Annotated in this window: 13 protein-coding genes; 7 read left to right on the top strand and 6 right to left on the bottom strand. The window is 29.1% G+C overall.

Features of this window, described 5'->3' with window-relative positions; all coding sequences use genetic code 11:
* Positions 1–142 precede the first annotated feature (142 nt).
* The 5 genes from EII29_RS12670 to EII29_RS06100 all read right to left on the bottom strand — a co-directional run bounded on the left by EII29_RS12670 (position 143) and on the right by EII29_RS06100 (position 5325).
* Positions 143–979 carry an ABC transporter permease gene (locus EII29_RS12670; protein WP_199726033.1) on the bottom strand — a complete coding sequence of 279 codons (837 nt, stop codon included), beginning with the start codon at positions 977–979 and terminating at the stop codon, positions 143–145.
* Positions 980–1765 (bottom strand): ABC transporter permease, encoded by a 786-nt coding sequence (locus EII29_RS12675; protein WP_199726034.1) that lies wholly within the window; start codon positions 1763–1765, stop codon positions 980–982. It lies immediately after the preceding gene.
* A complete protein-coding gene (locus tag EII29_RS06090) occupies positions 1758–2507 on the bottom strand; it encodes a phosphonate ABC transporter ATP-binding protein (RefSeq protein ID WP_125236649.1) in 750 nt (249 codons plus the stop codon). The genes EII29_RS12675 and EII29_RS06090 overlap by 8 nt, the downstream gene beginning before the upstream one ends.
* Before the next feature lie 8 nt (positions 2508–2515).
* Positions 2516–3418, bottom strand: a complete 903-nt coding sequence (locus tag EII29_RS06095; RefSeq protein WP_199726035.1) for a putative selenate ABC transporter substrate-binding protein — start codon at positions 3416–3418, stop codon at positions 2516–2518.
* A 1283-nt stretch (positions 3419–4701) separates the two neighbouring features.
* The gene (locus tag EII29_RS06100; protein ID WP_125236650.1) at positions 4702–5325 is read right to left on the bottom strand and encodes a DUF3841 domain-containing protein; all 624 of its coding nucleotides are present in this window, start codon (positions 5323–5325) and stop codon (positions 4702–4704) included.
* Positions 5326–5502: 177 nt separating this feature from the next.
* Between EII29_RS06100 and EII29_RS06105 the strand changes: the two genes are divergently transcribed.
* Genes EII29_RS06105 through EII29_RS06120 form a run of 4 tightly spaced genes read left to right on the top strand, consistent with a single transcriptional unit; the run spans position 5503 to position 8778 of the window.
* A complete protein-coding gene (locus EII29_RS06105; protein ID WP_125236651.1) occupies positions 5503–6405 on the top strand; it encodes a phosphate ABC transporter substrate-binding protein in 903 nt (300 codons plus the stop codon).
* Between the two features lie 43 nt (positions 6406–6448).
* Positions 6449–7312, top strand: coding sequence for a phosphate ABC transporter permease subunit PstC (gene pstC, locus EII29_RS06110; protein ID WP_125236652.1), 864 nt, complete (start codon positions 6449–6451; stop codon positions 7310–7312).
* Positions 7299–8159, top strand: a complete 861-nt coding sequence (locus EII29_RS06115; RefSeq protein WP_125236653.1) for a PstA family ABC transporter permease — start codon at positions 7299–7301, stop codon at positions 8157–8159. Before pstC ends, EII29_RS06115 begins: the two co-directional genes overlap by 14 nt.
* A complete protein-coding gene (locus tag EII29_RS06120; protein ID WP_233573269.1) occupies positions 8128–8778 on the top strand; it encodes a phosphate ABC transporter ATP-binding protein in 651 nt (216 codons plus the stop codon). Before EII29_RS06115 ends, EII29_RS06120 begins: the two co-directional genes overlap by 32 nt.
* Positions 8779–8827: 49 nt before the next feature.
* Here EII29_RS06120 and EII29_RS06125 read toward each other — a convergent pair whose 3' ends face one another.
* The gene (locus tag EII29_RS06125) at positions 8828–10534 is read right to left on the bottom strand and encodes a DUF4091 domain-containing protein (RefSeq protein ID WP_125236654.1); all 1707 of its coding nucleotides are present in this window, start codon (positions 10532–10534) and stop codon (positions 8828–8830) included.
* 566 nt (positions 10535–11100) lie between these two features.
* Between EII29_RS06125 and EII29_RS06130 the strand changes: the two genes are divergently transcribed.
* Genes EII29_RS06130 through EII29_RS06140 form a run of 3 tightly spaced genes read left to right on the top strand, consistent with a single transcriptional unit; the run spans position 11101 to position 13589 of the window.
* Positions 11101–11961 carry a carbohydrate ABC transporter permease gene (locus EII29_RS06130; RefSeq protein WP_125236655.1) on the top strand — a complete coding sequence of 287 codons (861 nt, stop codon included), beginning with the start codon at positions 11101–11103 and terminating at the stop codon, positions 11959–11961.
* Between the two features lie 14 nt (positions 11962–11975).
* Positions 11976–12821 (top strand): carbohydrate ABC transporter permease, encoded by an 846-nt coding sequence (locus tag EII29_RS06135; protein WP_125236656.1) that lies wholly within the window; start codon positions 11976–11978, stop codon positions 12819–12821.
* Between the two features lie 24 nt (positions 12822–12845).
* Positions 12846–13589, top strand: coding sequence for a hypothetical protein (locus EII29_RS06140; RefSeq protein ID WP_125236657.1), 744 nt, complete (start codon positions 12846–12848; stop codon positions 13587–13589).
* Positions 13590–13656 lie beyond the last annotated feature (67 nt).

The raw sequence follows: 13656 nt of genomic DNA on the forward strand, positions 1-13656 counted from the left end.
AAACTTTTCAGTTTAAAAATTACATTTAAACCTAATTATATATCCTCAATTTTTTTAAAAATTCAAATTAAAAAATCAAAATATATTTTTTATTTGTAATTAAAAATTTAAAATTATTTCAAATAAAAATATTCATTTATTCTTATTTTATAAATTTTTTTGTCAAAGCTGATATTATGTCAACAATATAGACTGAAATAAGATAACATAGTAAATACAATGATATTTCCGAATATTTAAAATGGCTCATTGCAAGTTTAAACTGTAATCCCAAACCTCCTGCCCCCACAAATCCCACTATGAGAGTAGCCCGTATTATATTTTCCATCCTATATAAAATATAATTTATAAATTTCGGCATGACATCGGGTAAAATCCCATAAAATAAGATCTGTAACTGTCCCGCCCCATTAAGAGTCATATTCTGTATAGGCTTTTTATCCATATCTTCTATAACTTCTCCGCATAACTTTCCAAGCACTCCCATATTATGGAGAGCCAGAGCTAAAGCTCCGGGCAAAATCCCAGGTTTAAGTATAAATATTAAAATCATTGCCCACATAAGTTCAGGAATTGCCCTAGTTATAAGAAACACTGTCTTACTTATATAAAAGAGAATATAATGTCTATGTTTATGAAGTGACAATTTCCCACTAACCGTGTTTGCAGCGAAAGGAAGGACAAAAATCATCATTCCTATGGAAGCGATTCCTGTAGCCAATATTCCTGTTTCAAAAGTCTTTATTGTAAGATACAATGCCTGTTTCCACATTTCAATATCAAGAAATGCAGGATTTTTTTCATTTTCTCCCAACAATCTCCGAAAAAATCTGTTTAGATAAACCGGATTCCTTGAATTAAAAAGATTTGATATGCTTTCCGAAGCATCTGAAAAAACATAAATCCACGAAACTAATATTAACAGACAGAAAATTGAAAAGGAATACTTTATAAATTGTCTATTTCTGATTTTTTCCATTTATCCTATTCTCCTTCTTATTTCATATCCCCATTTATCTATTCCGAGTATCATCATAATCAAAAAAAACATAAATGTCCATACCTGACTGTATTTTAAATCCTGAAGAGACAGCTGTATCTGAAATCCTATCCCTCCAAGCCCTATAAATGATAAAACCGAAGATGAACGCACAGCACATTCAAGTCTATACATTGTGTAGCTGAACATATTAGGAAAAGCTAAAGGCAGGTATCCGTAAAATAATGTCTGAAATTTCCCCGCTCCTGAAATTTTCAAGGCAGTTACAGGAAATTGAGGAGTTTCTTTTAAAATATCCGCAAAAATTTTTCCTAAATATCCTGCATAAGGTATAGCTAAAGCAAAAACCGCCCCTACAGGATTAAGACCTACTGCTGCAACAAAAATCCAAGCCCATATCAGTTCATGTATAGCACGTAAAAATCCTATTATTCCTCTTGTCAGTAAAATAATATATTTATTTGAAAAAATTATACCCGATGCCAAAACTCCTAAAGGAAATGCCACCAATAAAGCAAGAGATATACTCATAAGTGCATAAGTAAAAGTTTTCCAGCAAGATATTAAAGCAAGTATAATAATATCAATAGATAAATCAGGAGAAAGTAAAGAGGAAAACATAGCTTTCAGTGTCCTGTATCCTCCTGTATGAAACATTCCTCCGTTTCCGTTTATATTTGACAAATTTATTAAAAAAACTGTAACTAAGATAAATGTCAGTATTTTCCTTCTATTATTGAAAATATTTTTTTTTATTCTATTCATTTATTTCACCTTCATAAAGAGCATTGATCATACCGTTGTCAACATTCTCTACTTTATCATCAAAAACTATTTTTCCTGCTTTCATTCCTATTATTCTGTCAAAAAACTGTCTTGAGTATTCTATTGAGTGCATACTCGCAATGAGAGTCTTATTTTCAGTTTTAGCCAGTTCTGTTATAAGTCTAAGCACATTTTCCGCATTGGCGGGGTCTAGGGAGGAAACAGGCTCATCCGCCAAAACAAGTAAAGGATTCTGGACAAGCAGACGGGCAATAGCCGCTCTCTGCTTCTGTCCTCCTGATAATTCCGAAGTAGACTCATATATTTTATCTTCTATCCCCATTTTTCTAAGTGCAGCTTTTGCATATTCAATATCTTGAGGATAAAATAAAGAAATAAATGACTTGAAAAATCCCCATTCATTAAATCTCCCTATCAGAACATTGTGTACGACATTTATATTTTCGACCAAATCAAACTGTTGTCTTAACATTCCGACTTTTTTAGCTGATTGCTTACTATTCATTTCCGTTATCCGTTTCTTATCTATCAGTATTTCCCCTTCATCAGGTTTTAATATTCCTACAATTAAATTCATCAAAGTGGATTTTCCTGCCCCGCTCGGTCCTATAAGTGCTACAATTTCTCCTCTATCCACACTTAAATTTACATTTTCCAGAACCGTTCCTCCGTTAAATTTTTTTGTTACTTTTTTTATATCCAATACATTTTTATTATCCATTTTCCCCTCTATTTTATAATTCCAAGAGATTTTGCAACTTTTTCAATATCTTTATAATTATCATTTTTAGTAGGTATGAATTTATCGGTAGAGAGTAAGTTCAATACTTCAGAATCTCCTGCTTTCATATTTAGTAGAGCCTGTTTCATTTTTTCCTTTGTACCTTCTCCGAATTTTTTATCCACATCATTTATTGTCCATTGATAATCGTAAAATTCAGGAGTAATATAAAACACCTCCACTTTATCCGTATTCACTTTCTTTTCCTTCACAGCTTTATCCCAGTACTGTTTATTTACTGCACCTGCCTGTACACTTCCGGCTTCTACAAGTCCGTATGTTTTATCATGGGAACCGCTGTAAATAGGAGATCCGTCAAAGTCTTTATCAGGATTTATCCCTTCTTTTTCAAGAAAAAATCTCGGCATTAAATGTCCTGAAGTGGAACTTTCACTTCCAAAGGCAAAACTGTGACCTTTAACATCATTTAAGGAAGATATCTGTAATCCTTTCTGTTTTATAAACACTGATTGAAATTTTTCATCGCCGGGTCTTTGGGCTACAGCTTCAGATTCAGGTACAAGAGAACGTGCCTGTACTCCTGTCAATCCTCCGAACCATACCATATCTATTTCTCCCCGCTCAAATGCCGTAACAACTGCTGCATAATCCACAACAGGAATATATTCCACTTTCATTCCCGTTTTTTCACTTAAATATTTTGCAAAATCTCCAAATCCTCTTGTAAGCTCCCCTTGGTCAAAGTCAGGAATTGCACTTATCTTAAAAATTTTTTCACTGCTTTCCGTTCCTTTATCTTTATTCTCACTTTTATTTCCGCATGCAACCGTTACAAGCATCAGCAACAAACTTCCAAATAAAAAAATAATTCTTTTCATTTTTCTTTCCATTTATAATTCCTCCAAATTTTATACTTTTTTATCTTGTCATTTAAAATTGTACCAGCAAAAAAAATTTTCACAAAAATCTATAATTTTTTAATTTTCCAAATCGAATAGACTGAATAAATATAAATTATAATCAAATATTTTCCTGTTTCAAGCTCTTCAGCATAAATTTTCACATTTTTTACTTTATCAATCTCCTCTTCAAAAAACATCATAATTCAAAGATTCATACAAGTTATTTATATTTTTCCTTTAAACAATTTTTTGTTTTGGCTAAAGGCAAATATATGTATATTCCGAAATTACTAATTTATTTCCTTTGCATTCTTTAGGTATAAATATTAATCCTTCATATTTTTTAAATATTTCAATAGGAAACTTTTTTTCACAGCTTCACTTAATACAGGAAAAAATATATTTTTTTGTAAACTTTATAATAATTTAGACATAACTGTTCCTCCTTAAATTTATAAATTTTATAATATGATTAAAGCACTATAAAATAAAAAATTTTGAAAAAACAGCATGAAACGGTTTTTTAAGTAACAGACAGAACAGATATCGACAATACAAGCCGATTTCAAGAAAATATTACATATAATTAAATTTGAAGTTATGATATGATTTTATATGATTTTTAAAAGCTCTGAAAGTCTTTATAATTTATAAATGACCTCACTTAAATATTATTCAAAATAAAAACAGGAAGAAACTGCCGACAATACAGTCATCTTATCATAACTTCCACATAAAGAACAACCTGCTCTTTTTAACTCCGGTAATACTCAGGAGCATAAAGCAAAATTACCTGAAATTCTCAGGATTTCTAAATTTTCTTTAATCTGTGTTATTCTAAAATTATCCGTCATCATGCTGTTTCTTCCTCCTTTCTATATTTTAAGTGTACTTTTTAAATATTATAGTCTTATTTTACCCTATTATATTAAATAAAGCAATTTTTTTCTTTGTATATTAAAATTAAAAATTTTATAAAACATCTGAAAACTCTGGTATTTTACTATAAACCTTTTTTCATATTTTTTGAAAAAATAATAATCCAAATAAAAAATATACTGAAACTATGTATTTTCATTTACAATTTACCTTAATCTCAGCTCTTTTTCGACATTCAAATTTGGTAACACAAAAAATATTTAAAGTAAGCATTGTAAAAACATCTTTTTTTATTTTTACAGCGAATAAATATTTTTAAGTGTATATAAAATTTGAGTTAAGCAGTTTTTTTAATACAATTTTTTGAAAAAAAGGTTGTAAAGTCGGTTCCCCTACTTCACATAATATTCTTCAGGTATAACTTCTCCCGATTTCAGTATACATTTTACCCATTCTTTTTTTATTTCCCAAAGGTTTGCCTGAACTTCTCTAGTATTCCATTTATCTATATCAAACACTCTATTCCAGCTTTCTTTTATTTTTCTCTCTTCCAAAGGAAATTTCCCCGCATATCTTCCTGTAAGAAATTCATACGTATTTGCAAAACCTTTTCTTTCCATTTCTTTTTCATATTTTTCAAGGTCTTCATTATTAAAAGGAACATAGTGATGATTAATTACATAATCCCATTTAAAAGAGTTGAAATATATAATTTCCTCATCAGGAACTTCGAGTACATATATTATTTCATTTTCAATGGGTCTCATACAGACATCCGAACTGACGGTACACCATATCTGATATTGTACATCTTCAGGTTTTTTTATTCTTTTACTTGCAGCTCCTACAAACCAGTCATAAGCTTTCAGTATCATCGGAGCAATATCTTCAAGATGTTCTTCAACATATTCTCTCTTATTTATAAATCTTCCGTCACGTTCAAGAATATCAAGCGATTTTGCATTCTGACAAGTAAATAAAAGACTTTTTCCATTTTTTGAATTGGGATTTTTCATAAACATACATCTCCTTTATCTGATTTTACTTTAAAAATCGGACTTTATATGTCTCCTGTATAACTTAACTTTAACATAAAAAATATACTCTGTCAAAAAATTGTGAAATAAAAATTTTGATTTTTTATTTTTGTAGGGTATAATGAAGAAAATAAATAATCATACAGGAGGGTAAATATGAAAAAAATATTAACAATATCGGCATTATTCTTATTAACAATTATAAGTTGCGGAAATAAAAATACACAGGAAAAAGAAATGAAAAAAAATGATATTAACACACAAATAAGCTTCAGCGGTTCTTCTACATTAGCTCCGGTTATTAGTAAAATTTCAACAAATTTTATAGAAAAATACATTACTTGGGACAAAGCTGACTCTTCATTACCTGTTGAAAATATTACGATATATGTGTCTGCAGGAGGCTCAGGAGCAGGCGTGAAAGCTGTTCTTGATGATGTTGCAAATTTCGGAATGCTAGCACGAGATATAAAAGATACTGAAAAAGAGAAAATAAAAGACTTAAAGATATTTACACTTGGAATAGATGCCTTAACAATTTCGGTAAATCCTGAAAATAAATTTATTCAGTTAAAAGACGGAAATATTACAAAAGAAGAAATCGTGAAAATATTTTCAGGAGAGTATAAAAAGTGGAGTGACATTGACAAGTCATTACCTGATGAAGAGATAGTTGTTGTAACACGTGATTTAAGCGGAGGAGCTCATGAAGTTTTTCAGAAAAGTATAATGAAAGATATACCTGTGAAAGAAGGGGCTATTCAAGCACCAACAATGGGAGCATTAGTTGTTAAAATAATTGAAAATAAAAATGCTATAGGGTATGCTTCATATGGGATAACAAATCAAAACACAGGAAAACTTATACCTTTAAAAGTAGACGGTGTAGAGCCTACCGATGAAAATATTATTAATAAATCTTATTATATTTCAAGACCTTTAATAATAATGAAAAAAGGAGAGTTAACAAAAACTGAAAAATTATTTCTGGATTTTCTAAAAACTGAAGAAAATCAAAAAATTATAAAAGATATGGGATTTATTCCTATTTCTGAATAAACTCCATTGTACAAATTTCATATATAGATAATGAGGTAAAAAAGTGAAAAAATTTTTTAAATATTCCATATATTTATTCACTGGATTGTCTATACTTATATTATTGATATTACTAATATATCTGTTCTCAGAAGCTTTTCCTTTTTTCAAAGAACAGAAAATACTGAATTTCATATTAGGTAAAAGCTGGAGAGCGAGTGAACCGAAACAAAGTTTTCAAATATTTAATATTTTGTATGCGGGTTTTTATATTTCCATCCTTGCCTGTATAATATCATTTCCGATTTCATACGGAGTTTCAATGTATATATGTTTTTATTCAAAAGGTGTAACGAAAAAAATAATCATATGGACAGTAAATATCCTTTCAGGAATCCCTTCCGTAATATATGGCTTCTTCGGGCTGACTATTATACTGAAAGTCCTTGAAAAAAATTTTTCTATGTCAACAGGAGAATCAGTCATTGCAGGAGGATTGATTCTTTCAATAATGATTATTCCTTTTTTTGTGGGAAACTGTATGGAAAGCATAAAAACGGTTAAAAAAAAATTTCAAAAAGATTCGGATTCTTTAGGTGTTACAAAGGAATATTTTATAAGGAAAATCGTTTTTAAAGAAACAAGGCTTTCAATAATAACATCTTTTCTTCTTGCTTTTGCAAGAGCCACAGGAGAAACAATGGCTGTCATGATGGTAATCGGCAATTCTCCTCAAACCCCCAAGCTTCTTTCCAAAGCTGAAACTATCCCTGCCTTAATTGCATTGGAAATCGGAATGAGTGAAGTAGGAAGTAAGCATTATTCAGCATTATTTGCTTCGGCTTTTGTATTATTATTCACGGTAATAATAATTAATATAATATTTTTTATTTTAAACGGAATGAGGAAAACATATGTTGAAAAATAAGGATTTAATCATAAAAATATGGATTTATACATCTGTTGCCGTTGTGTTCTATATTATCTGGAGTATACTTTATTTCATTCTGTCCAATGGTATTACTGAAATAAGTCTTGATTTTATTACAAAAAATCCTGAAGGCACTCCTCTCGGAACTGAAGGAGGTATAAAAGGAGCAATTACAGGTTCTGTTTTTCTAATGGTTATAGCCGTTATATTTTCTACAATATTTGGGGTCAGTTGCGCTGTATACAACACTGTTTATTGTAATTCAAGAATAATCAACACCTCAATCAGATTAATAATACAGTGTATAGCCTCTATTCCATCAATAATTACAGGACTGTTCGTATACGGATTTTTCATAGTTACTTTTGATATACCGAAAAGTATGCTGACAGCAGGGATTGCTCTCGGAATTATGATTTTTCCTTTTGTAGAAACAAGAATTGAAAAAGCCATTTTAAATATTGACCGTCAAATTATACAGGAAAGCAATTCCTTGGGAATTGAAAAGGATTATATGTGTAAAAAACTGATATTTCCTATTATAAAAAATGAAATTATTTCTACTGCAATACTGGGAGGAAGTTATGCCATAGGAGCAACTGCTCCTCTTCTTTTAACAGGAGCGGTATTTATAGGTGGAAATTCTACTGAACTCCTAAGCCCTGTAATGGCTTTGCCTTTTCACCTTCATATGCTTTTAGGACAAACTTCTCAACATGAAAAAGCCTATGCTACAGCTTTTGTATTAATATGTATTCTTATAATTCTGCATATTTTATCTGAAATTATAATAAGCCGATTAGGAGGGAAAATTGTTGAATATATTGAAAATAGAAAACGTTAACATTTTTTATGGTGAAAAAGAAATTTTAAAAAATATCAATATCAGTGTTAAAAAAAATGAAATACTTTGTATCATGGGACCGTCAGGTTGCGGTAAATCCACATTACTATCTCTGATTAACGGATTTTTAACGGAAAATGGCGGAAAATATACAGGAACTGTTATTTTAAATGGAGAAAATATAAAATCTTTAAAATTAACAGATTTAAGAAAAAAAGTTTCGACTCTATTTCAAAATTCTATACCTTTTCCATTATCCATAGAAAATAACATCTTATACCCTATGGAATTTTATAAAAAACGAATAAAAAATAAAAAGGAACAGGTTGCGGAATATTTAAAAAAAGTAAATCTTTACAATGAAGTCAAGGATAATCTTAAAATGTTCGCAAACAAATTATCAGGAGGTCAGAAACAAAGACTCTGTATTGCAAGAATGCTGGCAACGGATCCTATCATTTTAATTTTTGACGAACCATGTTCTTCTTTGGATCTTGAAAATTCATTAATAATTGAAAGATTGATAAAAAAATTATCTGAAAAATATACAATAATTTTAACCACACACAATATTGAACAGGCAAAAAGACTATCGGATAAAATTATTACTATTAAATAAGAAAAATAAATGAAGGCTTCATTTTTTACCCTCATTTATGCTTATCACATTATTTATCTTCTAAAAATTTTATTAAATTATTTCTTACTTTCCTATATTTTTCAATATCAGGATAAGTATCCATTTTAATATCTCCATTTTCTGTTTTCAAAAGATTTTTTATTGATAATTCATTTTTTAAATGTTCACTTAAATCTCCATGCTTATGTTCCAACTGTTTGAAAATATTAAAATCCTGTATTCCATAAAGCATATTTTTTTCTCTTAAACTGTGTAACGGCTTCATGTTTTTCCCCGGATATACAAAAAACATGTCCCCCGCCGACCATTTTTCCTTTTTATAAGAAATGTCCGAAAATACATCTTCAACATATAAACCATATGCCCACCGCAACATCCCTTTCATTTTGAACAAATATGTATACAATCCTGTCAATCTGGTTTCTATTAAAGGACTCTTTATGAAAATATTAAATGTATCGGGAAAACAACATGAATACCATGTCATTTTAAAGCTGTTTTCTTTTAATTTTTCATAAGCAAGATTATCTTCTTTATAATATTCTCCTAGAAGAAGAGTATTTATGGAAAAACTTTCAAGGCTCTCTTCATATTTTTCAAAAAATCCCGAAGTATGGATTGCATATTTAAACTGTAGCTTTTCCTTAATACACGAGCTTAGAAAATCTGAATATCTTTTAAATACTTCTATTGAATTAGGTTCATCTCCTATTATTTTAGTTTTCGTTAAATAATTTTTATCTTTAAAATGCCGAAACAATGTTTTCAGATAATCTGCCAGCTCAGATTTATCACGTATATAATCCATAACTTCTTTATCTTCATCATAAAAGCTTATTCTTATAGGATCAGAGTAATCCTGAAGAGGAGAACCAAAATCATAACCATGCCAATTCCCTATAAGACCGAACAAATTTATTTCTTCACTTATCCCACATTTATAACAAATATCAATGTATCTGTCCAAATTTGAGAAATCAAGGTTTAATTTTCCATTTTTCTTTGAAACTTTTATAATATTATATTCATACAAACGTGACGGATTTTTATCTATATCAAAACATTTCTGCCCTGCCCATGGAAAATCCGAAACTATAAGATTAATGACTTTCTGACCTAATTTTGCCAATTCTTTTAAATAATTTTCAATTACTAAAAAATGTTCTTTTGAAAAATATTTTAGATTATACGCCCTTGCCCATGAACATGGATGTTGCCACAAATCCAGAAAAAAATCATTATTTTTTAGAGAATAGTCTATTATATCTATTATTATATCCTTTTCTTCTATAAGCCTTTCCTTTTTATATCCGTCACTTTCAAAAAGTTTTACATTTACTGTAAGTTTATCTTTCTGAAAATTTTCGGGTATTTTCCCTTGTATAAATATAGGTACTTCTCCTGCCGGGTAAACTCTACTTTGTTCAGACAAAATTATATCAGCTATTTCAATTCCGTCATCATCTTTTACATAATCTATAAGACTGGGATAAACGGCGGAAGATTCCGAATTTACCTCCAAACGATATCTATGACTTAATCCCCACCATGGCAAATCCATATCCCTGTTTATATTCAAACAGGATTTATATGGAAAATTTATTGCAACAAAAAAACCGAATTCTTCATTCTTTACAACTTCAAGTTTCAAAAGTTTATTATCGTTATTAAATTTTCTGAGATTATGAAGTGTATTATCCCTATAAAAATTATGTGTACTGTTATAAAATTTCATATTTTTTCCTCCTTTGAGAAAATGTGAATATAAAAATGAAATGTTTCTTTATCTATCCGTATGTTATAACATAACCTTTTAAAAGTCAATATAAAAAGAAAAAGACAATATTGCATTATTGAACATTATAGGGTATAATAAAACTGTAAATATATTTTAAAATACTTAGTTGAAAAAGGAGGAGAAAAGTTGGACATCTTCAGTTTTAAAATAATATATGTTAAAAACAACCGAAAAAATACCGAGTTTATTAGCCTGTTATATTCCTGAACAGTATTTTTAAAAGAGCAGGTTGTTCTTTCTGTAAAGTTTCGAAATAAGATGTCTTTTATTACCGCTTTTTCTTAAGTTTCAGTATATCTCTCCTTTTATTCAGGTAAAGATTTCATTTCTGTAAAAAGTCATATAAAAGCTTCTTATCTACAAAATCATTCTTTTAAAATTTTAGGTAATTTCTGTTTTATATCATCAAAAATACAATTATTTTAAAATTTGTGTACACTTTTTTTCTGAAAGTTTTGTTTTTATATTTTTTATAAATATTTTTAGGAAGGAAACGATAATTTATGAAAAAGAACACCAAAGGTCTACTTTTACTATTACCGGGATTATTTTTGCTTTTAATTTCAGTTATAATCCCGATAATCTGGACATTCCGTTATAGTCTGAAATACTACAATCTGACAGAACCCTATAACGAAAAATTCATTTGGTTTGACAATTATATAAAAATTTTCAAAGACCCGCATTTTTATAATGCACTTTATAACAGTTTCATAATTCTTTTATTAGTTATGGTCATAGGACTTATATTAAGTATAATAACAGGTCTGACTTTAAACAAAAAAACAAAAATAAGTCCTCTATTAACTGCACTTGCAATTATTCCTTGGGCAATGCCCCCAATAGTAAATGGAATAATGTGGAAATTTATTTTTTTTCCGGGCTATGGATTTATGAACAAAATTCTACTTAACTTAAACCTTATAAATAAGCCCGTTTCATGGACAGATAACAGATACTTATTTTTATTTGTAATTTCAGTAGTTGTGGCATGGAGAATTATCCCTTTTTCATCTCTTGTAATACTAGCTAATTTACAAAATATTCCTGAAAGCTATTATGATACTTTATACGTTTTCGGGGGAAGTAAGTTTCAGGCATTCAGGTTTATAACATTACCTATGTTACTTCCATCCATAGGAGTAGTCCTTATAAATCTGACTACGACAGCATTCAATATTTTTGATGAAGTTATTGCCATATCGGGCTATCAGTTTGAAGTCCAGACCTTACTTGTTTATAATTATTCAAATACATTCAATTTTCTTGATTTCGGCTACGGAAGTGCTATTTCTTATGTAGTAATGTTTATATCAGGAATCTTTGGATATTTTTATGTGAAAAATATGGCTTATGAAAAATAAGAAAGGATTAACTTATGAAAGAAACAAAAAAAGAAAAATTTATTTACTATATTACCGTTTTTTTTATAATTCTTTTTTGTGCAGGACCTATTTTCTGGTGCTTCTTAATAAGTATAACACCTGAAGGGGATCTTCTCAAAAATAGTATGAAAATTTTTCCCGATACAGTTACATTTATTAATTATAAAAATTTATTAAACAGTCAAAGTAAAGAAAGTGCAGCTCTTTTAAACGGGCTGTCAAATAGTGTATATCTGACCGTTATTACTGTTCTAACAGGTGTACCTTTATCGGTTATTACAGGCTATGCCCTTGCCCGATATAATTTCAAATATAAAAATTTTATTACCGGATTTATTTTAATGACCGTAGTAATACCTGTATTTACTACAATTATTCCTATTTATTCCTTTTTTACTGAACATTCAATGCTTGATAGTATGTTTTGGACATCCATAATATTTATATCTGCATTTATTCCTTTAAATACATGGATAATAATGAACTATTTCAGGGAACTTCCTGAAGATTTATGGGAAGCTGCAGCTTTAGAAGGAGCAAATGAAAAACAGTTGTTTTTCCAAATAGGACTTCCACTAGCTAAGCCTGTAATCCTGACTTCTATATTAATAATGTTCCTGATGTCATGGAAACAGTACATTATACCTATGCTATTATTGTCTTCTCATAATAACAAAGTTCTGACACTCATAATGTCCGAATTTATGACAAGAGATGCTGTTAATTACAGTATTATTGCGATGTCAGGAATAATTACAATAATTCCTCCTTTATTGGCAGGTATAATATTCAGGAAAAATTTGATTTCAGGTTTGACAGCAGGTTCAATAAAAGAATAAAAATTTTGAATAGGAGTGTATATAATGAGAAACGTTGAATTGTCAAAATTAAATAACAAAAATTATGAAAAAATATACAATAATGAAACAATCGCATATAAGTTTCTTACAAAAAAAGCCGAAACCTACACAAAATTTTTATACAAAAAAGAAAAATTATCCGATGAAATATATAAGGATAATATAAAAGATATTACCATCTGGTCGGATAAATATAAAAGAGAAAAAGGAAATATAGGTTTATATGAAGAAAATGCGAAATGGATAAACAGTATCCTTGAAATGAAAGTAATAAAACTTGGACGGCTTCAGTTTGAAATATGTGAGCATATAGATGAAAAGCTCCGTCTTATAATAGGAAATATTAAAGATTTTCTTTTTGTAAATGTTCACATCAGAGAAGGAGAAAAACTTCTTCCTGATTTATGTGAAATTTCATACAAAAGAGCATTGGAATATTATAAATCAAAAGGATTGACTTTTTCAGGAACAGTTTTTATATGTCATTCGTGGTTACTTAATCCTGATTTAAAAACACTTCTTCCTGAAAATAGTAATATTATCCAATTTCAAAAAAGATATACTTTTCTTTTTTTTGATGAAAAAGGCAAAATACCTCAAATTCTCCAGAGAGTTTACGGACAAACTGAGAAAGAAATTAAAATGTGGCAGCAAAATACAGTTTTACAAGTAAATTTAAAAAAAGCTTGGCAAAGCGGACAGCGTTTTCCTATGACAAAAGGATATTTTATTATACCATCTTTATAAAAATACTATAAAATAGAAACCTAAATTTATTTATAAATATTTTTATAATATAAAGTCTCACAGTAAA

The sequence above is a fragment of the Leptotrichia sp. OH3620_COT-345 genome (assembly GCF_003932895.1).
GTDB lineage: Bacteria > Fusobacteriota > Fusobacteriia > Fusobacteriales > Leptotrichiaceae > Pseudoleptotrichia.